Source organism: Alkalisalibacterium limincola (assembly GCF_008017755.1).
Classification (GTDB): Bacteria; Pseudomonadota; Gammaproteobacteria; order Xanthomonadales; family Xanthomonadaceae; genus Alkalisalibacterium; species Alkalisalibacterium limincola.
Genome location: NZ_VRTS01000004.1, coordinates 231,330 through 256,677 on the forward strand (window position 1 = coordinate 231,330; position 25,348 = coordinate 256,677).

At 68.8% G+C, this 25,348-nt stretch carries 23 protein-coding genes and 2 pseudogenes; 14 read left to right on the forward strand and 11 right to left on the reverse strand.

The annotated features are described in order from the left end of the window. Positions 1 to 15: 15 nt before the first annotated feature. The 4 genes from pdxH (at position 16) to FU658_RS07965 (ending at position 2,883) form a co-directional block, all read left to right on the forward strand. Positions 16 to 609: a pyridoxamine 5'-phosphate oxidase gene (gene pdxH / locus FU658_RS07950; RefSeq protein ID WP_147891584.1), complete on the forward strand. Its 594-nt coding sequence runs from the start codon at positions 16 to 18 to the stop codon at positions 607 to 609. After that, the gene (locus FU658_RS07955; protein WP_147891585.1) at positions 606 to 1,412 is read left to right on the forward strand and encodes an ABC transporter substrate-binding protein; all 807 of its coding nucleotides are present in this window, start codon (positions 606 to 608) and stop codon (positions 1,410 to 1,412) included. Before pdxH ends, FU658_RS07955 begins: the two co-directional genes overlap by 4 nt. 63 nt (positions 1,413 to 1,475) lie before the next feature. Beyond that, complete coding sequence (locus FU658_RS07960; RefSeq protein WP_147891586.1) at positions 1,476 to 1,844, forward strand: PA2779 family protein; 369 nt, start codon at positions 1,476 to 1,478, stop codon at positions 1,842 to 1,844. A gap of 88 nt (positions 1,845 to 1,932) precedes the next feature. Further along, on the forward strand, positions 1,933 to 2,883 hold the full coding sequence (locus FU658_RS07965) for a PA2778 family cysteine peptidase (RefSeq protein WP_147891587.1): 951 nt from the start codon (positions 1,933 to 1,935) through the stop codon (positions 2,881 to 2,883). A 38-nt stretch (positions 2,884 to 2,921) separates the two neighbouring features. On the opposite strand, the gene FU658_RS07970 is transcribed toward FU658_RS07965, so the two are convergent. The 6 genes from FU658_RS07970 to FU658_RS07995 all read right to left on the reverse strand — a co-directional run bounded on the left by FU658_RS07970 (position 2,922) and on the right by FU658_RS07995 (position 7,952). After that, on the reverse strand, positions 2,922 to 3,968 hold the full coding sequence (locus tag FU658_RS07970; RefSeq protein ID WP_147891588.1) for a phosphotransferase family protein: 1,047 nt from the start codon (positions 3,966 to 3,968) through the stop codon (positions 2,922 to 2,924). After that, positions 3,961 to 5,181: an acyl-CoA dehydrogenase family protein gene (locus tag FU658_RS07975; RefSeq protein ID WP_147891589.1), complete on the reverse strand. Its 1,221-nt coding sequence runs from the start codon at positions 5,179 to 5,181 to the stop codon at positions 3,961 to 3,963. Before FU658_RS07975 ends, FU658_RS07970 begins: the two co-directional genes overlap by 8 nt. Before the next feature lie 74 nt (positions 5,182 to 5,255). Further along, positions 5,256 to 5,948: a histidine phosphatase family protein gene (locus FU658_RS07980; RefSeq protein ID WP_147891590.1), complete on the reverse strand. Its 693-nt coding sequence runs from the start codon at positions 5,946 to 5,948 to the stop codon at positions 5,256 to 5,258. A 7-nt stretch (positions 5,949 to 5,955) separates the two neighbouring features. Continuing rightward, positions 5,956 to 6,393: a DUF4426 domain-containing protein gene (locus tag FU658_RS07985; protein ID WP_147891591.1), complete on the reverse strand. Its 438-nt coding sequence runs from the start codon at positions 6,391 to 6,393 to the stop codon at positions 5,956 to 5,958. Positions 6,394 to 6,434: 41 nt separating this feature from the next. Further along, positions 6,435 to 7,259 (reverse strand): pyrroline-5-carboxylate reductase, encoded by an 825-nt coding sequence (gene proC / locus FU658_RS07990; RefSeq protein ID WP_147891592.1) that lies wholly within the window; start codon positions 7,257 to 7,259, stop codon positions 6,435 to 6,437. A 57-nt stretch (positions 7,260 to 7,316) separates the two neighbouring features. Beyond that, a complete protein-coding gene (locus FU658_RS07995) occupies positions 7,317 to 7,952 on the reverse strand; it encodes a YggS family pyridoxal phosphate-dependent enzyme (protein ID WP_255505493.1) in 636 nt (211 codons plus the stop codon). A 210-nt stretch (positions 7,953 to 8,162) separates the two neighbouring features. On the opposite strand from FU658_RS07995, the gene FU658_RS08000 reads away from it, so the two are divergent. Beyond that, positions 8,163 to 9,200 (forward strand): type IV pilus twitching motility protein PilT, encoded by a 1,038-nt coding sequence (locus FU658_RS08000; protein ID WP_147891594.1) that lies wholly within the window; start codon positions 8,163 to 8,165, stop codon positions 9,198 to 9,200. 76 nt (positions 9,201 to 9,276) lie between these two features. Next, entirely contained in the window at positions 9,277 to 10,407 is a 1,131-nt protein-coding gene (locus FU658_RS08005) for a PilT/PilU family type 4a pilus ATPase (protein ID WP_147891595.1), read from the forward strand. 57 nt (positions 10,408 to 10,464) lie between these two features. Here FU658_RS08005 and FU658_RS16030 read toward each other — a convergent pair. The 3 genes and pseudogenes from FU658_RS16030 to FU658_RS08025 form a co-directional block, all read right to left on the reverse strand. Next, positions 10,465 to 11,954, reverse strand: a pseudogene (locus FU658_RS16030) (ATP-binding response regulator). A 15-nt stretch (positions 11,955 to 11,969) separates the two neighbouring features. Then, on the reverse strand, positions 11,970 to 12,413 hold the full coding sequence (locus FU658_RS08020; protein ID WP_147891598.1) for a response regulator: 444 nt from the start codon (positions 12,411 to 12,413) through the stop codon (positions 11,970 to 11,972). After that, the gene (locus tag FU658_RS08025; RefSeq protein WP_147891599.1) at positions 12,410 to 14,209 is read right to left on the reverse strand and encodes a sensor histidine kinase; all 1,800 of its coding nucleotides are present in this window, start codon (positions 14,207 to 14,209) and stop codon (positions 12,410 to 12,412) included. Before FU658_RS08025 ends, FU658_RS08020 begins: the two co-directional genes overlap by 4 nt. 166 nt (positions 14,210 to 14,375) lie before the next feature. Here FU658_RS08025 and FU658_RS08030 point away from each other — a divergent pair, with 166 nt between their 5' ends. From FU658_RS08030 to FU658_RS08040, 3 genes are read left to right on the forward strand one after another with little or no spacing between them, the layout of a single operon-like run. Next, positions 14,376 to 14,945, forward strand: a complete 570-nt coding sequence (locus tag FU658_RS08030; RefSeq protein WP_147891600.1) for a YqgE/AlgH family protein — start codon at positions 14,376 to 14,378, stop codon at positions 14,943 to 14,945. Beyond that, positions 14,942 to 15,400, forward strand: a complete 459-nt coding sequence (ruvX, locus tag FU658_RS08035; RefSeq protein WP_147891601.1) for a Holliday junction resolvase RuvX — start codon at positions 14,942 to 14,944, stop codon at positions 15,398 to 15,400. The genes FU658_RS08030 and ruvX overlap by 4 nt, the downstream gene beginning before the upstream one ends. Beyond that, positions 15,397 to 16,356 (forward strand): aspartate carbamoyltransferase catalytic subunit, encoded by a 960-nt coding sequence (locus FU658_RS08040; RefSeq protein WP_187266002.1) that lies wholly within the window; start codon positions 15,397 to 15,399, stop codon positions 16,354 to 16,356. Before ruvX ends, FU658_RS08040 begins: the two co-directional genes overlap by 4 nt. 3 nt (positions 16,357 to 16,359) lie before the next feature. On the opposite strand, the gene FU658_RS08045 is transcribed toward FU658_RS08040, so the two are convergent. Together FU658_RS08045 and gshB are read right to left on the reverse strand one after the other, a co-directional pair. After that, complete coding sequence (locus tag FU658_RS08045) at positions 16,360 to 17,244, reverse strand: TonB family protein (protein WP_255505486.1); 885 nt, start codon at positions 17,242 to 17,244, stop codon at positions 16,360 to 16,362. A gap of 7 nt (positions 17,245 to 17,251) precedes the next feature. Continuing rightward, on the reverse strand, positions 17,252 to 18,208 hold the full coding sequence (gshB, locus tag FU658_RS08050) for a glutathione synthase (RefSeq protein WP_147891603.1): 957 nt from the start codon (positions 18,206 to 18,208) through the stop codon (positions 17,252 to 17,254). A gap of 181 nt (positions 18,209 to 18,389) precedes the next feature. On the opposite strand from gshB, the gene pilG reads away from it, so the two are divergent. From pilG to FU658_RS15205, 5 genes and pseudogenes are all read left to right on the forward strand, one after another. Then, entirely contained in the window at positions 18,390 to 18,788 is a 399-nt protein-coding gene (pilG, locus tag FU658_RS08055) for a twitching motility response regulator PilG (RefSeq protein ID WP_147891604.1), read from the forward strand. 30 nt (positions 18,789 to 18,818) lie between these two features. Then, positions 18,819 to 19,187, forward strand: a complete 369-nt coding sequence (locus FU658_RS08060; RefSeq protein WP_147891605.1) for a response regulator — start codon at positions 18,819 to 18,821, stop codon at positions 19,185 to 19,187. Between the two features lie 4 nt (positions 19,188 to 19,191). Continuing rightward, a complete protein-coding gene (locus tag FU658_RS08065; protein ID WP_147891606.1) occupies positions 19,192 to 19,740 on the forward strand; it encodes a chemotaxis protein CheW in 549 nt (182 codons plus the stop codon). Positions 19,741 to 19,780: 40 nt separating this feature from the next. Next, positions 19,781 to 21,806, forward strand: a pseudogene (locus FU658_RS08075) (methyl-accepting chemotaxis protein). Positions 21,807 to 21,896: 90 nt separating this feature from the next. Next, the coding region (locus FU658_RS15205; protein WP_187266004.1) for a FimL-related protein at positions 21,897 to 25,348 on the forward strand (3,452 nt) is incomplete at its 3' end.

The window sequence follows — 25,348 nt, forward strand, 5'->3', positions numbered from 1 at the left end:
ACCGTTGGGAACGACATGAGCGAGCTTTTCAAGGAGGCCATCGAGACCTTCCAGACGCTGCTGGGCGAGGCGCGCGAGAGTGGCGAGATCGAGCCCACCGCGATGACCGTCTCAACGGCCACGTCCGATGGCCGGCCGTCCTCGCGCACGGTGCTCCTCAAGAAGGCGGACGAGCGCGGTTTCGTGTTCTTCAGCAATTACGAAAGCCACAAGGGGGCGGAGTTGGCCGACAACCCGCAGGCGGCACTGCTGTTGCTGTGGAAACAGGTGCGCAACATCGTCCAGGTGCGCATCGAGGGGCGGGTGGAACAGGTGGAGGAGGCCGAATCCGACAACTATTTCTGCACCCGGCCACGCATGAGCCAGCTTGGAGCGTGGGCGTCGCTGCAGTCGCAGACCCTCGAGTCGCGAGAGGACTTCGAAACGCGCCTGGCCGACTACGAGCGCGAGTTCAGCGGTGGCGAGGTGCCGAGGCCTCCGCACTGGGGCGGGTACCGGGTGGTCCCCGTCCGGATCGAGTTCTGGTACGGCGCGGAGTTCCGCCTGCACGAGCGCCAGTGCTACGAGTGCGTCGACGGAACCTGGCAAAAACGCATGCTGTACCCGTGAGCCGGCTCGTCGGCCCGCGCCGCATCGTCTGCCTCACCGAGGAGCCGACCGAGACCCTGTACCTGCTGGGCGAGTCCGCGCGCATCGTCGGCATTTCCGGTTTCACGGTGCGGCCACCGCAGGCGCGGCGCGAGAAGCCCAAGGTCAGCGCGTTCACCTCGGCGCGTGTCGGCGAGATCCTCAAGCTCAAGCCCGACCTCGCGATCGGCTTTTCCGACATCCAGGCCGACATCGCGCGCGAACTGGTGGCGGCCGGGGTGGAAGTATGGATCGCCAACCACCGCAGCGTGGCCGGGATCCTGGACTACATCCGGCGCTTGGGCGGCCTGGTCGGGGTTGCGGGTGCGGCGGACGCGCTCGCGGAGCGTCTGGAACGGGGGGTCGAAGCGGTCGAGCGGGCCGCTGCGGCGCTGCCGGCGCGCCCCCGGGTCTACTTCGAGGAATGGGACGAACCGCCCATCAGTGGCATCCAGTGGGTGGCCGAGCTGGTGCGGCTGGCCGGAGGCGACGACATCTTCCCCGAGCGGGCGGCGATGCCGCTGGCACGCGACCGGATCATCGAAGATCCCGCCGAGATCATCCGACGCGACCCGCAGATCATCATCGGCTCGTGGTGCGGCAAGAAGTTCAGGCCCGAAAAGGTGGCGGCGCGGCCTGGTTGGTCCGAGATCGCCGCGGTGCGCGAGGGAGAGCTCCACGAGGTCAAGTCACCGCTGATCCTGCAACCGGGACCGGCGGCGCTGACCGACGGGCTGAACGAAATCGCAACGATCATTGCCCGGTGGGGGAACAAACTCGCCTGATCACGCCCATCGGCGTGGAGATGTGGCATAACCGGGGGGCATTCACGGAGGAGGAGAGCCCACATGTTCAAGCAGATCCTTGTAGTGTTCCTTTCCGTCGCCCTGCTGATGGGCGGCTTCGTCGGCCAGGTGCAGGCCTCGATCATCTCCACCCAGGACGCGATGAGCGTGGAGACCCGCCAGGCCCGCGTCGCCGAGGTGCATCAGCTCATGTCGCGCGAGGACGTGCGCGAGGCGATGGTGCGCCTGGGTGCCGACCCGGAGCAGGCGCAGCTGCGCGTGGCGTCGCTGTCGGATGCCGAGTTGATGGACGTGCATGGCCAGCTCGAGAAGCTGCCGGCCGGTGGCGATGCACTCGTGGTGATCGGCGTCGTTTTCCTGGTCCTCCTCATCCTTGACCTGACCGGCGTGATCAACATCTTCCGCCGTTGATGCCGACCCGGTCGCACCCGGCCACGGCCGCCCCCAGCGGGCGGCGTGCTGCGTCCAGGCCCGGGGGTTTCGCGCTGCCGTCCCGCTCATGCTGGTCGTCCTGCTGGCCGCGTGTTCGATCAATCCGCGCATCGAGCTCGCTGCGCTGGATGTCCAGCCCACCCGGCTGCAGGGCATCCCGTTCCACCCGCAGACCGAATTCCAGTGTGGCCCGGCCTCGCTGGCGGGAGTGCTGGGCGCCAGCGGCATCGACGCCGACCCGGATGAGCTGGCGCCACAGGTCTACCTGCCCGGGCGCGAAGGCAGCCTGCAGGTGGAGTTGCTGGGGGCAACCCGCCGGGCCGGTCGCATTCCCTATGTGATCGACCGCGAGCCCGAGGCGATCGCGGGAGAACTCGCGGCGGGCCGGCCCGTGCTGGTGATGCAGAACCTGCGGACCCCGCGCTTCCCGGTATGGCATTACGCGGTGGTCACCGGCATGGATCCCGGCAACAACCGCGTCGTGCTCAACTCGGGCACGCAGGAGGCGCTCGAGGAGCGTGCACCCAGCTTCCTGCGCAGCTGGGACTGGGCGCGGCGCTGGGGCTTCGTCGCGCTTGCGCCGGGCGAATTGCCGGCGTCGGCCGATCCCCTGCGCTACGCCGAGGCGGTGGCCGATTTCGAACGCGTGGCAGGCGGTGAAGCCAGCGAGGTGGCCTGGCGCGCGGCCCTGCTGCGCTGGCCCACCGACCACCGTCCACGCCTGGCCCTGGGAAACCTGGCCTATGCCGACGGACGCAAGGCGGACGCGGCCTCCCTGTACCACGAAGGCCTCAAGGCCCGGCCCGGCGACCCGGTCCTGTCCAACAACCTGGCAACCGTATTGGGGGAGCTGGGTTGCGCGGACGCCGCGCGAGCGGTGATCGTTCCGGCACTGGCCGACTTGCCGGACGAGTCGCCCTGGCGCGAGTCGATGCAGGCCACCGCGGCCGGCCTGGACACGGCGCCGATGGCACCGGCTTCGGCCGCGGTGGACTGCAGCGTCTTCGTCCTGCGCTGAGGACAGCCCTCTTGCGAACGCCGCGCCGGCGTCCGCGTTCAGCCCTCTCCAGCGCGTTCAAGGCAGGCCAGGCCCTCGCCGGCCAGCAGTCGGGTCATCGCCCCGGCCTGGTTGGCCTGCTCGCTCGCCGCGTTGCCCTGCTGCGCACGACGCGCCACGCCCTGTGCGATCGCCGCCAGCCGGAAGAAGCTGAAGGCGAGCACGAAATTCCAGTCCGGCAACACCGCATGTGGGCGCAGCGCCCGGTAGTGCGTCAGCAGCTGCGCTTCGTCCGGCAGCCCCAGGGCCTCGCGATCCAGACCGCCCAGGCCCGGTATCACCGGGTTGCGCGGAAGTCGCAGCGCCATGCACAGGTAGCCAAGGTCGGCGGCGGGGTGGCCCAGCGTGGACAGCTCCCAGTCGACCGTCGCGGCTACCTCGGCCCGTCCGGGGTGCCAGATCAGGTTGTCGAGGCGGTAGTCGCCGTGCACCAGGCTGACACTGCCGTCGTCGGCGGGGCACAGCGAGGGCAGGCGCTCGATCAGCGCCTCGATCGCGTCGATGCGTTGCGTCTCGCTGGCGCGGTACTGCTTCGACCAGCGCGACACCTGGCGCTGGAAATAGTCGCCTGCGCGTCCGAAGTCGGCCAGTCCGGCAGCCTCCACGTCGATGTCATGGATCGCGGCGAGGTTCGCGACCATCGACCGGTGGTAGGCCGCGCGCCGTTCCTCGGCGATGTCGGGCAGCGCGGGATCCCAGAGGATGTCGCCCTCCACGAAGGCCATGACGTAGAACATCGAGCCGAGCACGCCCGTGTCGGTGCACAGCGCCAGGGGTCGTGCCACCGGGACCGCGCCACCGTGGAGCGCACGGATCACCGCGTACTCGCGGTCCACCGCGTGCGCAGAAGCCAGCAAGGTGCCGGCGGGCTGGCGACGCAGGACGTAGCGGCCGCTGGCGGCTTCGACCAGGTAGGTCGGATTCGACTGGCCGCCCTTGAACTTGCGCGTCGTGTAGGGGCCACGGAAGCCCTCGACGTGCCCATCGAGCCAGTCGCGCAGCGGCTGGCCGCGCAATCCGTCGTCGTGCGGCACGCCCTCAGTCATGGTCGCGGGCCTGCTTGAGCATCGAGCGCGCCAACGCGGCCAGGTGGACCTCGTCGGGGCCGTCGGCCAGGCGCAGGGCGCGTGCCGCGGCGTAGGCATGGGCCAGGAAATGGTCCTGCGACAGGCCCGCGCCACCATGCAGCTGGATCGCGCGGTCGATGACCCGGCAGGCCATCTCCGGCGCCACGATCTTGATCATGCCGATCAGGTCGCGCGCGCCACGGTTGCCCTGCCGGTCGAGCTCGGCCGCGGCGTGCAGCGTCAGCAGGCGGGCCTGGTCGATTTCGCAGCGTGAGCGCGCGATCGCCTCCTGGGCCATGCCGTGGCCACCCAACGGGCGGCCGAACGCCTCACGCGTGCCGGCGCGCTGCACCATTGCCTCCAATGCGCGCTGCGCCAGGCCGACCAGGCGCATGCAGTGGTGGATGCGGCCCGGTCCAAGCCGTGCCTGCGCGATCGCGAAGCCGCTGCCGGCATCGCCGATCAGGTTCGAGGCTGGGACACGCACGCCATCGAAGGCCAGCTCCACGTGGCCATTGGGCGCGTCGTCGTAGCCGAACACCTTCAACGGGCGCACCACCCGCAGCCCCGGGGCGTCCATCGGCACCAGCAGCATCGACTGGCGGTGGTGGCGATCGGCCTCGGGCTCGCTCACGCCCATGACGATCAGCACCGCGCAGCGCGGGTCGGCCGCGCCGGTGGTCCACCACTTGCGGCCGTCGAGCACGTATTCGTCGCCCTCGCGGCGCAGGCGCATCGCCACGTTGGTGGCGTCCGACGACGCCACGTCCGGCTCGGTCATCGCGAAGCCCGAACGGATGCGTCCCTCCAGAAGCGGAGCCAGCCAGCGTTCCTGCTGCGCGGCCGTGCCGAAAAGGTGAAGCACTTCCATGTTGCCGGTGTCCGGCGCCGAGCAGTTGAAGACCTCGGGCGCGAACAGCACCCGGCCCATGGTTTCGGCCAGCGGGGCGTACTCGAGGTTGGAGAGTCCCGCGCCGTGGGTGGCGTCTGGCAGGAACAGGTTCCACAGCCCGGCACCCCGCGCGTCACGCTTGAGTTCCTCGATCACCGGGGGCACCTGCCAGCGCCTCTCGTGCGAGGCATCCCACTCCTGGATCCGGGCCTGTGCCGGCTCCACGCGCTCGCGCATGAACTCCTTGAGCCGGGCGTGGAGGTCGCGTGCGCGGTCGGACTGCGGGACGGGTTCGCTCATGGCAGGGCAGGGGGCTGGCGGGCGGAAGGTCGAGCATGCCATACCGCTGCGTACTGCAGGTGTGCGCCGCGGCTTCAGTAGTACGTCCACATCCCGCGGTGCTGCGACAGGTGCGGCAGCTCGTTCCAGCTGTGCAGGTGCCAGCGGTCGTCGTGGGCCTTGAGTTCGGTCATCGCCGAGTTCCGCAGGGCCAGGTTCAGCCGCACCGCGGTGTCGTCGGGAGCCTGCAGAGCGTGACGGACCAGCTGCGAGATCACCCCGCCGGAGCTGATCACCCAGACCTCGCCGTCGCCGGCACGGGCATCCATGCGCTGCAGGGCCGCGATGGTGCGATCGCGGAAACCGGCCCAGCTTTCGCTGTCGCCGACCGCGCCGCCCTTCGACCATCGGGTGATCGCCGCGACCAGCAGGTCCAGCACTTCGCGAGGTTCGGGCCGCTGCCCGGATGCCAGCAGCCGCGTGGCCGGGTGGTCGGGGTGCTCCGCAAGGAAGCCGCTGATGACCGCGTGGTGGTCGAACTCGGCGAAGGCCGGGTCGTGTTCGGGTTCGGGCAGTGCGTCGCCGGAGCGCACCCATGCCTCGGCCATCGCCGCCCAGGTTTCGCGATGGCGACGCATGCCGCCCCCGATCACGCGGGCCGGGCGCCGGCCATGGGCGTGCAGCCACGCGCCGAGGTGGCGCGCCTGCTCGTGGCCCAGGTCGGAAAGCCGGTCGTAGTCGTCGCTGCCGAAGGACGCCTGCCCGTGACGCACCAGCAAGAGCGTCATCGGGCACTCACCGGGTGAAGAACTGCTGGCTGAACCGTACCCGGATGGAGCGTGCCTCGCCCTCGATCGAGGCCTCGATCTCGAAGTCGAGCGTGTCGCCCTCGCCGAAGCGGGCTTCGCCCAGGTAGTAGATCGCGTCGGCCTCGCGCACCTGGCGAAGGCGCAAGGTCTGCAACTGGCCGACCTGGTTGCGCACGTTCGCGCTGATGTCGGCCTCCACGGGCTCGCCCAGGCCGTCGGCGCTTTCGCGGCGCACCGCCAGGTTCAGCAGCGCGCGGCTCGATGAGCGGGTGATGCCGGCGGCGCGGGCCACCTCCGGCGAGATCATCGTCGAGGGCATCGCGCTGTAATACAGCGTGTAGTCGCCCGAGCGCACCGATTCGGCCTGGGCCGGGGCCAGCAGGGCCGGCAGCAGCAGGGCTGCCAGGAGTGCCACGATACGCATTGCCTTGCTCCTTGTTGCCGGGCCGGATCGATCCAGCGCGATCAATCGTTCGCCTTTGAAAGTTCCGCCCCGCGGCGTGTCGCCGCGGTGACGGCCGAGTCGACCAGGGCCTTGAGGCCACCGGCCGCGAAAGCCTCCAGCGCGGCCTGGGTGGTGCCGCCGGGCGAGGTGACGCGTTCGCGCAGCGTCGCCGCGCTCTCACCGGTTTCGTCCATCATCCGTGCCGCGCCCAGTGCGGTCTGCACCACCAGGGCGCGGGCCGCCTCCGGGTCGAGGCCCTGGGCGATGCCGGCCTCCTGCATCGCTTCGGCCAGCAGGAAGAAGTAGGCCGGGCCGCTGCCGGAGATGCCGGTGACGGCATCCATGCGCACCTCCTCGCTGATCCACACCGCGCGACCCACGGCCGACATCAGCGCTTCGGCCAGGGCACGCTGCTGCGTCGATACCGCAGGGTTGGCGTACATGCCCGTGGCGCCGGCGCCGACCAGCGCCGGCGTGTTGGGCATGGTCCGAACGACCGCCCGGCCGCCGCCAAGCCAGCGGTCGATCTGCGCGGTGGTGATGCCGGCGGCCACCGACACCAGCACCGGCGATTCCCGCTGGGCGACGTCGGCCAGGGTGGTGCACACCTCGCGCATCACCTGCGGCTTGACCGCCAGCACCCAGGCCGCCGCGCCGGACACCGCGTCGGCTGCATCGGCGTGGGTGTCGACGCCGAAATCGGCCACCAGCGCCTCGCGCAGGGCGCCGTTGGGCTCGGCCACGCGTATGCCCGAGGCCGGGTGGCCGCTGGCCACCAGCCCGCCGATGATGCTGCGGGCCATGTTGCCGCCACCGATGAAGACCACGACCTGGGAAGAAGGCATCCGTACTCCGCGAATAAGAAGATCAGCCCACAAGGGTCGAACCGGTAGGCCCCTGCGTCAAGCCTCGGCCGGCGCGCGTGGGCCGAACAGGGCGGTGCCCACCCGCACCAGGGTGGCACCGTGGGCGATGGCCAGCTCGAAATCACCACTCATGCCCATCGACAGTGTATCCACGCCCGGGTGGCGGGCGGCCAGGTCGGCCTGGAGCCGGCGCAGTGCCTCGAACGCACGCGCGCGCTCGCGCGGGTCGGGGTGGGGTTCGGGAATGGCCATCAGCCCGCGCAGGCGCAGCCGCTCGTGGCTGGCGATGGCATCGGCCAACCCGGCGATCGCGCCGGGTGCGCAGCCCGACTTGCTGTCCTCGTCGTCGATGTTCACCTGGATGAGGATGTTCAACGGCGGCCGCCCGAGGGGTCGATGGCGCGCAAGCGCGTGGACCAGCTTGTCCCGGTCCACCGACTGGATCCAGTCGAAACGCTCCGCTGCCGGCTTCGCCTTGTTCGACTGCAATGGCCCGATCAGGTGCCACTCCAGCGCCAGGTCGGCCAGCACGTCCTGCTTCGCCAGCGCCTCCTGCACGTAGTTTTCGCCGAAACGGCGCTGGCCACAGGCGGCCAGGGCGCGGATCCGGGACGCATCCTGGGTCTTGGAGACCGCCAGGAGCGTGGGGTTTGTCCTGCCTCCGGCGGGCATCGCGTTCTCGATCTTCGACAGCACCGCCCGGTGGCGGCTGCACAGGTCTTCGGATCGGGCAGGGGGGCTTTCCGGGGCAAGGTTCATCACGGGTTCCGCTTTTTCGGACTGGGGCTATACTCGGCCAAGGGAGCAGGACATGCTGCGGGGAAGGCATGTCCGCCTGTCCCGGCAAACGACTGCACACGCGCAATATTTGGGGAGTAGCGCATGGATATCGCCGAGCTGCTGGCATTTTCGGTCAAGAACAAGGCCTCCGACCTCCACCTGTCCGCCGGCTTGCCGCCGATGATCCGGGTCGATGGCGACGTGCGCCGCATCAACATCCCGGCATTGGACCACAAGCAGGTCCACGCGCTGGTCTACGACATCATGTCGGACAAGCAGCGCCGCGATTTCGAGGAGTTCCTCGAGGTCGACTTCTCGTTCGAGATCCCGGGCCTGGCGCGCTTCCGCGTCAACGCGTTCAACCAGAACCGCGGTGCCGGAGCGGTGTTCCGCACCATTCCGTCCGAAGTGCTGACGCTCGACGACCTGGCCGCACCGAAGATCTTCCGCGAACTCATCGACCAGCCGCAGGGCCTGATCCTGGTGACCGGACCGACCGGTTCGGGCAAGTCGACCACCCTCGCCGCGATGGTCGACCACATCAACAAGAACGAGTACGGGCACATCCTCACCATCGAGGACCCGATCGAGTTCGTGCACACCGCGCAGAAGTGCCTGATCAACCAGCGCGAGGTGCACCGCGACACGCACGGCTTCGCCGAGGCGCTGCGCTCGGCGCTGCGCGAGGACCCGGACTTCATCCTGGTCGGCGAGATGCGCGACATCGAGACGATCCGCCTGGCGCTGACCGCCGCGGAAACCGGCCACCTGGTCTTCGCCACGCTGCACACCAGCTCCGCGGCCAAGACCATCGACCGCATCATCGACGTGTTCCCCGCGGGCGAGAAGCCGATGGTGCGCTCCATGCTGTCGGAGTCCCTGCGCGCGGTCATCTCGCAGACGCTGATGAAGAAGGTCGGCGGCGGCCGCGTGGCGGCGCACGAGATCATGGTGGCGATCCCGGCCATCCGCAACCTGATCCGCGAGGACAAGGTCGCGCAGATGTATTCGGCGATCCAGACCGGCCAGAACCAGGGCATGCAGACGCTCGACCAGTGCCTGCAGGACCTGGTGAAGCGTGGGCAGGTGACGCGCCAGGCGGCACGCAACTACGCCAAGGACAAGCGCCTGTTCGACTGACGCAGGCCCGATCCGGTCGGCGTAGACTGGATCCACCCAGACCATCCAGGCCCCGGCGGGCCTTTCGGGGGACACGATGAGCAGCATCGATTTCACCAGCTACCTCAAGCTCATGGCGCACAAGAAGGCGTCGGATCTCTTCATCACCGCCGGCGTGGCGCCTTCGATGAAGGTGCACGGCAAGATCTCGCCGATCACCCAGACGCCGCTGACGCCACAGCAGAGCCGCGACCTGGTGCTCAACGTGATGACGCCGGGCCAGCGCGAGGAGTTCGAGAAGACCCACGAGTGCCAGTTCGCCATCGGCGTCTCCGGCGTCGGCCGCTTCCGCGTGAGCTGCTTCTACCAGCGCAACCAGGTCGGCATGGTGCTGCGCCGTATCGAAAGCAAGATCCCGACGGTCGAGGAGCTCAACCTGCCGCCGGTCATCAAGACGCTGGCGATGACCAAGCGCGGCATCATCCTGTTCGTCGGTGCCACCGGCACCGGCAAGTCGACCTCGCTGGCGGCGATGATCGGCTACCGCAACCAGAACTCGACCGGCCACATCATCACCATCGAGGACCCGATCGAGTTCGTGCACAAGCACGAGGGTTGCATCATCACCCAGCGCGAGGTCGGCATCGACACCGACAGCTGGGAGAACGCGCTCAAGAACACGCTGCGCCAGGCGCCGGACGTGATCATGATCGGCGAGGTGCGCACCCGCGAGGGCATGGACCACGCCATCGCGTTCGCCGAGACGGGCCACCTGGTGCTGTGCACGCTGCATGCGAACAACGCCAACCAGGCGATGGACCGCATCATCAACTTCTTCCCCGAGGACCGTCGCAACCAGTTGCTGATGGACCTCTCGCTCAACCTCAAGGGCGTGGTCGCGCAGCAGCTGGTGCCGACGCCCGACGGCAAGGCCCGGCGCGTCGCGCTGGAGATCCTGCTGGGCACCCCGCTGGTGCAGGACTACATCCGCGATGGCGAGATCCACAAGCTCAAGGACGTCATGAAGGAATCGACGAACATGGGCATGCGGACCTTCGACCAGGCGCTGTTCGAGCTCTACATGGCCGGCGAGATCAGCTACGAGGATGCGCTGCGTTACGCCGACTCGACCAACGAGGTGCGCCTGAAGATCAAGCTCAGCCAGGGCGGCGACGCCCACAGCCTGTCCCAGGGGCTCGACGGCGTGGAGTTGATGGACGAGCGCTGATCCGTCCGGGATTCGCAGGCACGACGGGGCGGGAGACCGCCCCGTTCGCGTTTGGCCTCAGCTGGCGGGAGCGAGCGCCTTGGCCAGCACCCGCAGCACGCCCTGCGAGGAGCCGTTGCGTTCGACGAAGTGCAGGTTGAGGCCGTCGGGGTAGTCGCCCGGGCCGGTGCCCGCGCCCTGCCCGGTCAGCACCAGTACCGGGCCGCGTCCATGGCGACGCTCGAGTTCACCAAGCGTCTGCACGGTCGTGAGCAGGCTCAGGCCGGAGTCGATGACCACCGCGTCGGGGAGCCCGGCCGACTCGATGTGCTGCAGGGCCGAGGCGCCGTCACCGGCCACGGTGACGCGGTAGTCATGCCGCTCCAGGCGACGGGCAAGGCGGTGCGCGCGCGAAGGGTCCTCGTCGACGATGAGCAGCCGCTGCCCCTGCCCGCTGCTGACCGGATCGTCGTCGAGTTGCTGCGCGGACGGCAGATGCAGTTCGAAGGTCGTGCCCTGGCCGGGGCTGGATTCGAGCTCGATCCAGCCGCCGTGGCTTTCGATGATGCGGCGGCACGAATGCAGGCCCAGGCCGGTGCCGTCGGACTTGGTGGTGAAGAAGGGAGTGAACAGGCGCTCCCGGGTGTCCTTGTCCATGCCCACGCCGGTGTCGCTGACCGCGAGCACGACGGCACCGTTCGCGCCCTCGCGAGCCAGCACGCGCAACGTCCCGCCTTCGGGCATCGCCTGGGCGCCGTTGAGCGCCAGGTTGAGGAGGCACTGCTGGATCTCGGTGCGGTTCGCCCGCAGCTTCAAGCCCTTCCCCTTGCCGTCCAGCTTCAGCTCCACCTTCCGCGGCAGGCTGCCCTGCATCATCATCCGCACCGCGTCGAGCAGCGAGTCGACCTCGATCTCCTCGTCGGGGCTGCCGTCGCCACGGGCGAAGGACAGCATCGACCCGACCATGTCCAGCCCTCGGCTGCGCAGTCATGCACCAGGTCGGCAAGCTTCACCAGCTGGGGCTTGTCGGAATGGTCGCGGATGATCGAAGGCACGATCAGCAGGGGCTGCAGGACGTTGCGCAGGTCGTGGCCCAGCCCACTGGTCAACAGGGCCAGGCTTTCCATGCGCTGGGCGCGCAGCAGCTCCGCCTCCGCCTGCCGGCGTTCGCGCGCCACCTCGGCCTCGCGCACCGCGCGCTCGGCTGCGGCGGCCAGCCGGGCCATGTTCTGCTTGAGGATGTAGTCGGCCGCACCCTGCTGGAGGGCTTCGATCGCCGTTTCCTCGCCGATCGTGCCGGACACGAAGATGAAGGGCGTGACCGGCGAGCGCTGGCGCACCAGCGCCAGCGCCTCGTGGCCGCTGTAGCCCGGAAGGCTCAGGTCGGACAGGATCAGGTCGGGCTGGAACTCGTCGAGTGCCCTGGCCAGGGCGTCCCCGTCCTCGACGCGCTCGGCGGTGAAGCACAGGCCAGCGTCCTCCAGCTGCCCGGTGACGAGCTCGGCGTCTTCCGGCGAGTCTTCGACCAGCAGGACGCGGACCGGGTGCTTGGGGTCACGGAAGGGCATGTGTCGTCCTCACCCTCAGCGCCGGTTCGGCGCCTCGTTGAGCACCGCCCAGAACCGGCCCAGTGTTCGCACCGCGGTGAAGAACTGGTCCACGTCGACGGGCTTCACCACGTAGGCGTTGACGCCAAGGTCCCAACTGCGCGCCAGGTCGCTCTCCTCTCGTGACGAGGACAGGATCACCACCGGGATGTGCTTGTGACGCGGGTCGCTGCGCATGCGCTGCAGCACCTCGAGGCCGTCCATGCGCGGCATCTTGATGTCGAGCAGGAGCACTGCGGGCACGTCCTCGTCGGTGCGGTCGGCGAACCGGCCCTCGCGGTTGAGGTACTCCATGACCTCCACGCCGTCCTCGACATGGACGATTGGATTGATCAAATTCGCTTCGCGCAGGGCGTCGATGGCCATCTCGGCATCCGCCGGGCTGTCCTCCGCCAGAAGGATGGTGCGGATCGTGCTCATGAGTGGGGTGCTCCGTGCTTGTCGTGTTCCAGGTTGGCGGGCAGGGTGAAGTAGAAGGCGGCGCCTTCGTCGGGCTTGGCTTCCGCCCAGATGCGGCCGTGGTGGCGGCCGAGCACGCGCCGCACGCTGGCCAGGCCGATGCCGGTGCCGGGGAAGTCCGAGGCCTTGTGCAGGCGCTGGAACACCCCGAAAAGCTTGCCGGCATAGGCCATGTCGAAGCCGGCCCCGTTGTCGCGCACGCAGAAGCGGTGTGCACCATCGGGCTGGCGTTCGCATTCGATCGAAATCTCGATGCGCTCGCGGTGCGAGGAGTACTTGATCGCGTTGCCGATCAGGTTCAGCCACACCTGGCGCATCATGTTCTCATCCGCCACGACCACCGGCAGCGGCTGGACCTTCCAGTGCAGGCTGGACTCGCGCTCCTCGTGGTCGTGGATCGCGCGGACCTCGTCGACCAGCGACTGCATGTCCACCGCCTGCAGTCGCATCGCGTTGCGGCCCAGGCGCGAATACACCAGCAGGTCGTCGATCAGGCTGGCCATGCGCCGGGCGGCATCGCCGATGACGCCGAGGTAATGGGCCGACTTCTCGTCCGCGTTCTCGCCGAGGTGGCGGCCGAGCTTGTCGGAAAAGCCGGCGATATGGCGCAGCGGGGCACGCAGGTCGTGGGAGACGGAGTAGCTGAAGGCCTCCAGCTCGCGGTTGACGTCCGACACCTGCGCGACCTTGCCTTCGAGCTGGCGGTTGAGTTCGCGCACGCGCTCCGCGGCGGCCTTCTGGGCGGAAATGTCCGCCACGGTGAGAAGCACCATCGGCCGGGCCTGTTCGGGCATCTTCATCGGTCGGGCATTGACCAGCATGACCCGCTCCTGCCCATCGGCGGTGGTCTGGCGCAGCTCGTGGTCCCACAGTTCACGCTGGCGGCCGGCCACGTCGCGCAGCCGTTGCAGCATCGCCGGGTCATCCCAGGCCCCGCTGCCCACGCGCGCGAGTACGACGCCTTCCTCGCATTCCCCATACAACTCTTCGAAGGCGACGTTGTGCAGCACCAGCTCCTGCTCCTCGTTGAGCAGGGCGATCGGGTCGCGTACCGACTGCAGGATCGCGCCGGCGTGGGTGCGCGCCTCCTCCAGCTTGCCCTCGGTCATGACCAGGCGCGAGATCTGGCGCTTGAGCACGACCGCGATGATGCCCAGCAGCAGCAACTGCACGACGGTGCCGCCGATGCCGATATCCCTGAGCTGTCCACGCTGGCGGTCGGTCTCGGCGATGCGGGGCTCCAGCAGGGCGGATTCCGCGGCGGCGATCTCGTCGACCACGTCGCGGATCGGGAAATGCATGACCACGTCGGAGAGGGCCCGCAGGGCCGTCTCCTCGTCCCCCGCCTTGGTGGCTTCCATCGCCTGGTTGGCGAGGGCCATGCGCTGCTCGGCCGACGAGGTCAGCCGGCCCACCCGGTTTTGCTGGTCGGGATTGTCGCGGGTCAGCTCGGCCAGCTCCGCCAGGCGCTGGGGAAGCAGCGCGTTGTCCCGCTCCATGCGACTGCGGATGGCCGGTGTGTCCATGCCCAGATGGAAGGCCAGCGTGGCGGCCTCGAGGTCGCGAAGCTTGAACGCGATCGCATTCGCCGTGGCGTACACCTTGTTGGTGTGGTCGACGAGCTCCGAGGCGCGCTCGAGCGAATCCAGGCGCGAGCGCTCGAGCAGCAGCGGCGCCACGATGATGATGACGATCGCCAGCAGCAGCGCGGGAAGCGCCCACCGGCGCCAGTGAACTTGGAGAACGCTTTGCCCCATGGATCCTTCCTGGTTACCCCTACCACCGGCGGGAGGGATCGGCTGCCCGTCGTTTGCAACGACAAAGCGGAAGCAAGAATGCCAGCTTGCCAATTCACAAGTCTGAACGAAAAACCTTGGGTGTTTAGCTACCGCAGCGGCACGGTGGCCGGGCTAGAATGCCGTGATGCCGCTCCAGCCCGCGCACAGCCTCTGCGAACAGTTCCTCATCGCCATGCCGGCGATGGCCGACCCCCATTTCAGCCGGGGCGTGGCCTTGCTGTGCCAGCATGACGCGCAGGGGGCGATGGGGCTGGTGGTGAACCGGCTTTCGGAATACTGCCTCGGCGATGTCCTGGGGCAGATGGGCATCGAGACGGATTCCCTGGCGTTGGCGCGCCGGCCGGTGCTGGCGGGTGGCCCGGTCAATCCCGAGCGCGGCTTCGTGCTGCACGACGACCCGCGAAGCTTCGATTCGACACTGGTCGTTCGTGACGGCCTGTACGTGACGACCTCGCGGGACATCCTGGAAGCCATGGCCCGCGACGATGGCCCCGCGCGCAGCCTGGTCATGCTCGGCTGCGCGGGATGGGAAGCGGGCCAGCTGGAGTCGGAGATCCTCGACAACGCGTGGCTGACGCTCGAGGCCAGCGAGGACCTGATCTTCTCGGAGCCGCTGGAAAGCCGCTGGCAGGCGGCCGTCGCCCGACTGGGCGTCGACCCGGGCCGGCTGACCGATTACGCCGGCCACGCATGAACTCCGACGGACCCGCGCTGGGCTTCGACATCGGGTCGAAGATCATTGGCGTGGCGATCTGCAACCCCTTGACGGACGGCGTGCGCGACCTGGGCATCGTCACCGTGGGTGAGCGGGGCCTGGACTGGGCACGCGTCGATGCCCTGGTTGCGGACTGGGCGCCCGCGGCGCTGGTGGTGGGCGATCCCCTGCAGCTCGACCCGGAGGCCCCGGACCAGCCCAATCGCGCTCGCGCGCTGCGGTTTGCCCGGCAGGCCAGGCAACGCTACGCCCTCCCGGTGTATCTGGTTGACGAGCGCGACACGTCGAAGGAAGCTGCGCGCCGTTTCGCCGCCGATCGCGCCCGCGGCACCCGCCGCCGGCGCGATGCCGCGCGCATCGACGCGCTGGCTGCGGTATTGATTCTGGAGCGCTGGCTGATGCAGCCCGGCTCCGCGACCGAGGTGAACCCGTGACGAATCCAATCCAGTGCGACAACGAGGGCCGGTTGCGACACCTGCTGACGCTCGAGGGCTTGCCGCGCGGGGCGCTCGAAGCACTGCTCGACCGGGCCCAGGCGCTGACCGAAGCCGCGCGAGGCGGCACGTCGTTGCGTGGCCGCCTGGCGGGTCGCACCGCGTGCACGCTGTTCTTCGAACCCTCCACCCGCACCCGCGGCAGCTTCCAGCTCGCGGCCCAGCGACTGGGCATGGACGTGGTCAACGTCGACGTCTCCACCTCGTCGGCCAAGAAGGGCGAGACCGACCTGGACACGCTGCGGACGCTCGAGGCCATGGGCGTGGACGCCTTCATCGTGCGCCATGGGCACAGCGGTGCAGTCGACGACCTGGCGGCCGGGGCGGCGGCCGGGACCGTGCTGGTCAACGGCGGTGACGGGACCCGCGCCCACCCGACCCAGGGACTGCTGGACATGTTGACCCTGCGCCAGGCCAAGGGCCAGGACTTCTCGGGCCTGAAGGTGGTGGTGGTGGGCGACGTGCGTCATTCGCGCGTGGCGCGCTCCGACATCCACGCCTTGAAGGCCCTGGGCATCGGTGAGTTGCGTGTGTGCGGGCCCGCCGGGCTGCTGCCCGACCGGGCCGACCCGTTGTTGGCTGGCGTGGTTTCCACGGCGTCGCTGGACGAGGCGGTCGAGGGCGTCGATGCGGTGTTCATGCTGCGACTGCAGCGCGAGCGCATGGAGGAGGGCCTGGTGCCCTCGCTGGACGGGTACTTCGCCGCCTACGGGCTGGACGAGCGTCGCCTGGCCCGGGCCCGGCCCGATGCCGTCGTCCTGCATCCGGGCCCGATGAACCGGGGCGTGGAGATTTCTCCGGAGGTGGCCGACGGACCGCGCTCGCTGATCCTGCGCCAGGTGGCCAACGGGGTCGCGGTGCGCATGGCCGTGCTGGAGCAGCTGCTGGCCGGATAGGCGCTACTGGTCTATCAGTTGGCCACCGATCGTCCATTCCCAGGTGCGGGTGATGTGCAGCACGTCGGGATCGTCGGCCGTCCGCGGCAGCGGCTGGAAGGGTTCGGCCAGGCGCACCACGCGCACGGCCGCCTGGTCCAGGATCGGGTATCCGCTGGCGCGCACGATGTCGATGCTGTCGATGCTGCCGTCGCGCCGGACCCCGACGGTCATCATCACCCTTCCGGTCAGTCGGCGCCGACGGGCCTCCTCGGGATAATTGAGGTTGCCCACGCGTTCGACCCGGCTGACCCAGGAACGCATGTAGGCCGCGTACTCGTACTCGCGGGTGCTGGCGCTGATGAACTTGCGGCTGGGTCGCCTGGCCAGCAGTTCGGCATCGCGTTCGATCTCCGCGGCCAATCGCGCCATCTCCAGGCTCAGCTCGATGTTCTCCTCGCCGGTGGGCAAGGGTTCGTCGGGGCGCTCGGGGGTGTCCTCGGGGCGCGCCACGACGGTGTCGCTGGCTGTCGCGCTGACGACCCGCGGGCTGGCCACCGGCTGCGGTGGTGGCGCCTGGGCACGCACGGGCTGCGGCGCGATGCCGGGATCCTCCTTCGGTACCGGCGCGGGTTGCGGCTCGCGCGGGCGCTCGGGGGTCTCGCTTTCACCACCACCCTGCTGGCTTGCCTGGGCCAGGAAGTCGGCCTCCTCCGGCGGCTGCCGCTGGCTGGTTTCCACCAGGATCACGTCCAGGGTAGGCAGCAGCGGCGCCGAACGCTCGGCGGTGAAGCCCAGGCCGAGCAGGACGATGCCGTGGATGATCAACGACAGCGCCAGCGTGGCGCCGAGCCGGTCCCCCGCGCCGATGCTGGGCCCCGTGCCGGGCGAGGGTCCGCTTCGATCCAACGTCATCTCAGCTGGCGTCGGCCAGGCGGGCCTCGATCGCGTCGAACATGTGCCCGGCGATGTTGGTCCCGTACTGCGCGTCGATCTCGCGGATGCATGTCGGACTCGTCACGTTGACTTCGGTGAGGTAGTCACCGATCACGTCCAGGCCGACGAACACCATGCCGCGGCGCTTGAGCTCCGGTCCGACTTCGGCGGCGATCCAGCGGTCGCGTTCGCTGAGCTCGCGGCCTTCGCCCCGGCCGCCTACCGCCAGGTTGCCGCGGAACTCCCCGCCTTGCGGGATGCGCGCCAGCGCGTAGGGCATCGGCTCGCCCTCCACCAGCAGGATGCGCTTGTCGCCTTCGCGGATCTCGGGCAGGTAGCGCTGCGCCATGGCCAGCTCCCGGCCGCCCCCGGTCAGCGTCTCCAGCACCACGTTGGTGTTGTCGTCGCCGTGGCGCACCCGGAAGATCGAGCGGCCACCCATGCCGTCGAGCGGCTTGAGCACGCAGTCCCCGTGCTCGGCGATGAAGGCCTTGAGGTCCGCCGCCTGGCGCGAGACCAGGGTCGGCGGGCAGCACTGCGGAAACAGCAACGCGGCGAGCTTTTCGTTCAGGTCGCGCAGGCCCTGGGGGTCGTTGACCACGAGGGCCCCGTCGCGCTGGGCCAGGTCGAGGATCTGGGTGTCGTGGATGAAGTTGGCGTCCACCGGCGGGTCCTTGCGCATCAGGACCACGTCGAAACCGCCCAGGTCCACCGCCCGGGCCTCGCCCAGCTCGTGGAAGTCGCGGGCCTGGTCGCTCACCCGGACCGGTGCGGCGACGGCCGTGGCCCGCCCCCCGGCGGTGCCGAGGCTCCCCGGACGCACGTAGTGCATGTCCAGCCCGCGCCTCTGGCCTTCCAGCAGCATCGCGAAAGTGGAGTCCTTGGCCGTCGAGATCGACTCGATCGGATCCATGATGACGGCAACCGTGAACGGCATCGCAGATATCCCGCTGGCAAACACTGGTATCGTAGCAGGGCACCTGGTGGCGGATCATGGACGGCCGAAGGTCGACCGCCGCGCTTGACTTGCACGGTGATCACTGGGATACAGACTTGGGGAGCGGCCTTCACGCGCCGTTACCATTTGGGCGCCGAAACACCTGCGCATGGGGATATGGATGAGTGAGACAAATCAGTCCGGGGAACTGGCTGGACTCCGGGTCATGGTCATCGATGATTCGAAGACGATCCGCCGGACCGCGGAAACCCTGCTCAAGAAGGAGGGGTGCGAGGTCGTGACCGCGACCGATGGCTTCGAGGCGCTGGCAAAGATCGCCGACCAGCAGCCGCAAGTCATTTTCGTCGACATCATGATGCCCAGGCTGGACGGCTACCAGACCTGTGCGCTGATCAAGAACAACCAGCTGTTCAAGTCCACGCCGGTGATCATGCTGTCCTCCAAGGACGGCTTGTTCGACAAGGCCAGGGGCCGGATCGTCGGGTCGGAGCAATACCTGACCAAACCGTTCACCCGCGAGGAACTGCTCAGCGTCGTCCGTCGCTACGCCGCCGCCTAGGCGGCTGTCCATAGGTCTCAGGGGGAGCCAATGGCACGTATTCTGATCATCGAAGATTCACCGACCGACACCCGCGTGTTCACCAGCCTGCTGGAGCGCAACGGGCATGAGGTCATTGCCGCCGGCAGTGCCGAGGACGGCATCGACATGGCGAAGTCGCAGAAGCCCGACCTGGTGCTGATGGACGTCATCCTGCCGGGCATGAACGGCTTCCAGGCCACGCGTGCGCTGAGCAAGGATCCCGGGACGAGTTCGATCCCGGTCATCATCGTCAGCACCAAGGGCATGGAGACCGACCGAGTCTGGGGCATGCGCCAGGGCGCCAAGGACTACGTCGTCAAGCCGCCCAATGAGAAGGACCTCATCCAGCGCATCAGCACGGCCCTCGGACAGTCCTGATCCAATGGCGAAGAGCAACCGAAACGAGCATCCCTTCGATGTGCTCGCGCACTACGAAAAGGCGTCGCTTGCCCACGATCCCGGCCGCCCGGAGCAGATCGACGCCCCGGGCCACTGGCGCGGGGTGGCGTTCCGGCTGGGCCAGCGCAGGCTGGTGTCGGGCTACGACGAGGTCATCGAGATCCTGCACCTGCCCGCGGTGACGCCGGTTGCGGGTGCGGCACCGTGGATGCTGGGCGTGGCCAACCTGCGCGGCACCTTGTTGCCGGTGGCCGACCTGCGCCTGTTCCTGGAGGGGGAGCGCACGGTCCTGCACGAGGCACAGCGCATCCTGCTCATACGCCAGCCCGGTGGCGACGTCGCCGTATTGATCGACGAGCTCTACGGGCAGCGGGGTTTCGCCGACACGCAGAAGGTCGAGGCAGGGGAGCTGGCCGCGGGTCGTTATTCACATTTCATCGAGACCGCCTATGAACTGGGTGGTGTCACATGGGGCGTCTTCAGCATGAGCAAGCTCACGCGGACGCCGGAGTTCCGGCAGGCGGCGGCATGAGCCCGTCGTTGGTATTTCTTTTGGGGATCGAGGTCGAGTCATGAGCACTGCAGCGGGCGCACTCACGGGTAAGGAACGTAGCGGGACGTTGGCCTTCTGGGGCCTTGTCGCGGCGATCGCACTGATCGTCTTCGGCGCGAACTTCTACATCGCCGCGCAGCGGAACGCCGAGGAGGCCCTGGCGCGAGATGCCGCCGCGGAAATCCAGGTGTTGTCGCAGCAGGTGGCCAAGTTCTCCAGCGAAGCGGTCACCGGCGGCTTCGAGGCCTTCGGCGAACTTCGCGCCACGCGCGATCGCATCGATCGCCAGCTGCGCGACCTGCAACAGGGCAATGTCGACGGACTTCCCGGTTACCGCGACCATCCGCAGGTCGTCCGCAGCTGGCGCGACTGGCCGCCACCTGGGAACCGATCAGCCGCAACGTCGAGGAGATCCTCGCCGGCGAAGACGTGGTCCTTGAGTTGTCCGAGGCGGCGGCGCGGTTCTCCGCGGCGCCCGGCCGGCTGCAGGCTCGATGGACGAGGTGATCGGACACATGCTCGACGGTGGCGCGTTCCGCTCCGACGTCCAGGTCGCAACCCGGCAGATCGTGCTGGCCGAGCGCATGCTGCGCTCGGTGACGCAGATCCTGCAGGGCGGCTCGGGTGCGGTGTCGGCCGCCGATCGCTTCTCCCGCGATGCCGCGGTGTTCGAGCAGACCCTGCAGGGCCTGCGCGAGGGCGGCGGCAACCTGCGCCGGGTCACCAGCGGGGCCGGCCAGGCTGCGCTGACCCAGGTCGCGGACGCCTACAACGAAGTACAGCCGGACATCGCGACGATCCTGGAAGGCTCCAGCTCGCTGTTCGCGATCAAGGCCGCGTCCGACCAGATCTTCCTCGACTCCGAGTCGCTGCTCAACGGTGCCCGCGACTTCGCCACGTCCCTCAACGAGCTTCCCCAGCGCCGGGTGCTGGGTGGCCTGACCCTGGGTGCGGCCGCCGGTGTGATCGCGCTGGCCGCGATCATCATGCTGCTGCTCTCCGTGTTCCGCGACCAGGCCCGCCGCTACGCAGGCACCCAGGAGCTCAACCAGCGCAACCAGGAGGCGATCCTGCGCCTGCTCGACGAGATGGGCTCGCTCGCCGAAGGCGACCTGACCGTGAAGGCGACCGTCACCGAGGACATCACCGGCGCGATCGCGGACTCCATCAACTTCGCCGTCGAGGCACTGCGCAGCCTGGTGCAGACCATCAACGAGACCGCGGTGCAGGTCGCCGCGGCGGCCCAGGAAACCCAGGCCACCGCGATGCACCTGGCCGAAGCGGCCGAGCACCAGGCCCAGGAGATCTCCTCGGCCTCGGCCAAGATCAACGAGATCGCGGCCAGCATCGACGAGGTGTCGAAGAACTCCGAGGAGTCCGCGGACGTTGCGCAGCGCTCGGTGCAGATCGCCGCCAAGGGTGCGGAGGTGGTGCGCCTGACCATCCAGGGCATGGACTCCATCCGTGACCAGATCCAGGAAACCTCGAAGCGAATCAAGCGCCTGGGCGAAAGCTCGCAGGAGATCGGCTCGATCGTCGAACTGATCAACGACATCTCCGAGCAGACCAACATCCTGGCGCTCAACGCGGCCATCCAGGCGGCCTCGGCCGGCGAGGCGGGCCGAGGCTTCGCGGTCGTGGCCGATGAAGTGCAGCGACTCGCCGAGCGCGCATCGAACGCGACCAAGCGGATCGAGACGCTGGTGCAGACGATTCAGTCCGATACCAACGAGGCGGTCAGCTCCATGGAGCAGACGACGGCCGAGGTGGTCGCCGGTGCACGCCTGGCCGAGGACGCCGGCCTGGCGCTGGGCGAGATCGAGACCGTCTCGACCGACCTCGCGAACCTCATCCAGAACATTTCCTCGGCGGCGCGACAGCAGTCGGCGGCGGCAACCAACATCACGTCGACGATGAACGTCATCCAGGAGATCACCACGCAGACCTCGCAGGGTGCGAGCCAGACGGCCGAGTCGATCGGCAACCTGGCCCAGCTGGCTGCGGACCTGCGGCGTTCGGTGGCCGACTTCAAGCTGCCGGGCTGACCGGCAGTGGAGCCGGCCCGGTAACGGGCAAGGCATGGCAAGGCTCAGGGCGTGGCCGGGAATTTCGGCGCGCCCCTACAGGACCCCGGCATGAGGCTGTACGAAGACATTGATTTCACCACGCTGACCTGGGTCAAGCCCGAGCTCGACGAGACGCTGCGACAGGCGCGCATTGCGCTGGAGAGCTTCGTCGAGGACCCGGGCGACGTCAGCCAGATGCGCTATTGCGCGACCTACCTGCACCAGGTGCATGGCACCCTGCGGATGGTCGAGCTGTACGGCGCCGCCATGGTGGCCGAGGAAATGGAGCAACTGGCCCGCAAGCTCGCCGAGCCGGGCGAGGGCGACCGCGACGAGGCGTACGCGGTGTTGATGCGTGGCATCGTCCAGTTGCCCGACTATCTCGAGCGCCTGCAGGGCGGCCACCGGGACATTCCGATCGTGCTGCTGCCCTTGCTCAACGAGCTGCGCGAAGCGCGCGGCGAAAAGGGCCTGGGTGAGAGCGCGTTGTTCTCTCCCGATCTGGGCCGGGACCTGCCGGCCAGTGCGGCGGGCCCGGAGCAGGCAGTGCCGGCGCAGGACCTGCGCGAGCAGGCCGAGGAACTTCGCTCGCAGTACCAGGGGGCGTTGCTGAAGTGGCTGCGCGACGAAGGCTCGGCGGACACCATCGGAGCCTTGACGGCCGTGTGCGACCGCCTGGTCGCTTCGGTGAGCGCCGAGCCCGCCCGTCGCCTGTTCTGGGTGGCCGGAGGGACGCTGGAGGCACTGCGTGCCGGTGCATTCGAAGCCTCCAAGGCGCTCAAGCAGGCCCTGGGTCGGGTGGAACGCGAGATCAAGCGCCTGGCAGACGATGGCGAGGCGGCCTTCCGGGCCGATCCGCCGCTGGAACTGACCCGCCAGTTGCTTTACTACGTGGCCCACGCGCCCACCGACTACGGCCGCATCCGCGAGATGCGCGAGGTCTTCCTGCTCGATCGCTACCTGCCCAGCGAGGCCGAACTGGCGCACGCGCGTGGCAGCATGACGGGACACAACAGGGCCCTGCTCGACACCGTTTCGAAGGCGATCAAGGACGACCTGCTGCGGGTCAAGGATGCACTCGACCTGCACATGCGCAGCCCTGATCGTCCCGCCACCGAGCTGGCTGCCGAGGCGGAGGTCCTCGACCGGGTCGGGGACACGCTGGGCATGCTTGGCCTGGGCGTGCCGCGCCGTGTCGTGCAGGAGCAGCGCCAGGCGTTGGCCGAGGTCGCTGCCGGGCAGCGCCAGGCCGACGAAGGCACGCTGCTCGATATCGCGGGTGCGCTTCTTTATGTCGAAGCCTCGCTCGACGACCAGGTGGCCCAATTGGGCCATCCCACGGGCGCCGGTGGCGAGGACGCCAAGGCCGAGGTCCCCGGGCTTTCGCCCGGCGAGGCGCGCACCGTGCTCGACGTGGTGGTGCGCGAGGCGATCAGCAACTTCGCCCAGGCGCGGCAGTGTTTCGTGGCCTTCGTGGAGACCAGCTGGGACAGCGCGCAGCTCAATGACGTCCCGCAGCTTCTCGACGAAGTGGGTGGTGCCCTGCGCATGCTCGAGGTCGAGCGTGCCCCGGACTACCTGGTGGCCCTGCGCCGCTTCACTTCCAATGAACTCATCGAGCAGCGCCGGGTTCCCAATCCGAGCCAGCTCGAAACGCTGGCCGATGCCCTCTCCAGCCTGGAATATTTCCTCGAGGCCCTGCGTGACCAGCGCGGTGGGCGCGACAAGATTTTGGACACCTGCGAACAGCGGCTGCGCCTGCTGGGCGTGGGTCCGGTGGTGGCCGACGGGGAGTTCCAGGAACAATCCGTACCCGATGCCACTGCGCCTGCACCGTTGGGCGAGCACGCCGGGACGGCAGCCGGCGAGGCCCCGCTCGAGCCGGTCGAATCCGGTGCAGAGGCGCTCGTAGAGGACACTTTCGAAGCCTCGTTCGAAACCGTGGACGACGCCGTCCTCGAGATCGACTACGAGCAGGAGGCACACGCCCCGGGAGTGGACGCCGGCACACAGCGTTCGCAGGACTTGGCGGGGGAGGAGGCGCCGGACTTCGTCATCGAGTTCGACGAGGCCATCGCCTTCGGCGGCGATCCGGACATGGGGCTGGCTTTCGATCCCGGCTTCGAGCCCGAATCAGCCCACTCGCCCGTCGCCGATGCTGCGGCCACCGAGACCGCCCCGGAGCACTCGCAGGCCGAGGTGGCCCAGCCGCCATCGGCCGCCGGCCAGCCCGGCAGCGACGTCCCGGCGCCCACCGGATTCGAGGGTGCGGGTGAAGAGATCGACGATGAGATCCGCGAGGTGTTCCTCGAGGAAGTCCAGGAAGAGATCGAGAATCTCGGCGAGCTGCTGCCCGCTTGGCGCGCCCGGCCCGACGAGCTCGACGGCCTGCGCCCGATCCGCCGCGTCTTCCACACACTCAAGGGCAGTGGCCGTCTGGTCGGGGCGCTGACCCTCGGAGAATTCAGCTGGCGCATCGAGAATGCGCTCAACCGCCTGCTCGACAACAGCCGTCCGGTCACACCGGCCGCCATCGCGTTGGTGGAGTCGGCGCAGCAGGTGCTGCCGGAGATCCGCGATTCGCTGGCAGGGGTCGCCGGTATCCGCGCCGACATCGGCGCCCTTCAGCTGGTGGCTGATCGGGTCGCAGCCGGCGAAGAGGCGTTCTTCGATGCCGGGGCTCCGGTCTCGCAGGAAGTGGACAGCGATGGGTTCGGCGAGGTCGCCGAGCTCCAGGACGTGGCGGGCGACGCAGGGGAATCTTCGGAGCCGGTCGACGCAGGTGGGGACGAACTGCCGGTGGCCGAGGCGGAAGCCGAGGAAACCGTTCCGGTGGCGCTCGATCCCGTGCTGTTCGAGATCCTAAAGGTCGAGGTGCATGGCCACCTCGAAACGGTCGACGCCTGGGTGGCGGCGGGCCGTAGCGCCGGTGTGCAGCGTGCGGACGACCCGCTGCTGCGCGCCGTGCACACGATGAACGGTGCGTTCGCGATGACCGAGATACCGGTCGTCACCGAGCTCACCTCGCCCCTGGAGGGATATATCAAGCGGCTGTTGGCCGCGCGCCGCGCCGCCAGCGCCAGTGGCATCGGCCTGGTCGAGGAGTCCGCGACGGCGATCCGCCGCGTGCTGGCTGCACTCGACCTCGATCCGCCGAGGGTCCCCTTGTTGGGTGACCTGCCGGCGAGGATGGCCGAAGAGCGCGACACGCTGCCCGAACCCACCCAGCCGTACTACGGCATGGGAGGGGACGAGGAGTCGGATTCGGTCGACGAAGCAGCGTCCGCGGTCGATGACGGCATGGTGCCCGAGGCGGTGAACCTCGAGGAGGCGGACACCAGCGCGCTTCCGGATTTCGGCGAGCCGGTCGAAACCGGGATGGACGAGCAGCAGCTCCACGCCGCGGAGCAGCCCGAGATCGAGGAGCAGCCCGAGATCGAGGAGCAGCCCGAGATCGAGGAGCAGCCCGAGATCGAGGAGCAGCCCGAGATCGAGGAGCAGCCCGAGATCGAGGAGCAGCC

Excerpts from the sequence above, each read along its gene's own strand:
- FU658_RS08005 (WP_147891595.1), top strand. The coding sequence starts at position 9,277 with ATGAGCAGCATCGATTTCACCAGCTACCTCAAGCTCATGGCGCACAAG.
- FU658_RS08065 (WP_147891606.1), top strand. The coding sequence starts at position 19,192 with ATGGCGAAGAGCAACCGAAACGAGCATCCCTTCGATGTGCTCGCGCAC.
- FU658_RS07960 (WP_147891586.1), top strand. The coding sequence starts at position 1,476 with ATGTTCAAGCAGATCCTTGTAGTGTTCCTTTCCGTCGCCCTGCTGATG.
- pilG (WP_147891604.1), top strand. The coding sequence starts at position 18,390 with ATGAGTGAGACAAATCAGTCCGGGGAACTGGCTGGACTCCGGGTCATG.
- FU658_RS07980 (WP_147891590.1), bottom strand. The coding sequence starts at position 5,948 with ATGACGCTCTTGCTGGTGCGTCACGGGCAGGCGTCCTTCGGCAGCGAC.
- FU658_RS07985 (WP_147891591.1), bottom strand. The coding sequence starts at position 6,393 with ATGCGTATCGTGGCACTCCTGGCAGCCCTGCTGCTGCCGGCCCTGCTG.
- ruvX (WP_147891601.1), top strand. The coding sequence starts at position 14,942 with ATGAACTCCGACGGACCCGCGCTGGGCTTCGACATCGGGTCGAAGATC.
- FU658_RS08025 (WP_147891599.1), bottom strand. The coding sequence starts at position 14,209 with ATGGGGCAAAGCGTTCTCCAAGTTCACTGGCGCCGGTGGGCGCTTCCC.
- FU658_RS08000 (WP_147891594.1), top strand. The coding sequence starts at position 8,163 with ATGGATATCGCCGAGCTGCTGGCATTTTCGGTCAAGAACAAGGCCTCC.
- gshB (WP_147891603.1), bottom strand. The coding sequence starts at position 18,208 with ATGCCGTTCACGGTTGCCGTCATCATGGATCCGATCGAGTCGATCTCG.
- FU658_RS07975 (WP_147891589.1), bottom strand. The coding sequence starts at position 5,181 with ATGAGCGAACCCGTCCCGCAGTCCGACCGCGCACGCGACCTCCACGCC.
- pdxH (WP_147891584.1), top strand. The coding sequence starts at position 16 with ATGAGCGAGCTTTTCAAGGAGGCCATCGAGACCTTCCAGACGCTGCTG.
- FU658_RS07995 (WP_255505493.1), bottom strand. The coding sequence starts at position 7,952 with ATGCCCGCCGGAGGCAGGACAAACCCCACGCTCCTGGCGGTCTCCAAG.
- FU658_RS08030 (WP_147891600.1), top strand. The coding sequence starts at position 14,376 with ATGCCGCTCCAGCCCGCGCACAGCCTCTGCGAACAGTTCCTCATCGCC.
- FU658_RS08020 (WP_147891598.1), bottom strand. The coding sequence starts at position 12,413 with ATGAGCACGATCCGCACCATCCTTCTGGCGGAGGACAGCCCGGCGGAT.
- FU658_RS08060 (WP_147891605.1), top strand. The coding sequence starts at position 18,819 with ATGGCACGTATTCTGATCATCGAAGATTCACCGACCGACACCCGCGTG.
- FU658_RS07970 (WP_147891588.1), bottom strand. The coding sequence starts at position 3,968 with ATGACTGAGGGCGTGCCGCACGACGACGGATTGCGCGGCCAGCCGCTG.
- FU658_RS07965 (WP_147891587.1), top strand. The coding sequence starts at position 1,933 with ATGCTGGTCGTCCTGCTGGCCGCGTGTTCGATCAATCCGCGCATCGAG.
- proC (WP_147891592.1), bottom strand. The coding sequence starts at position 7,259 with ATGCCTTCTTCCCAGGTCGTGGTCTTCATCGGTGGCGGCAACATGGCC.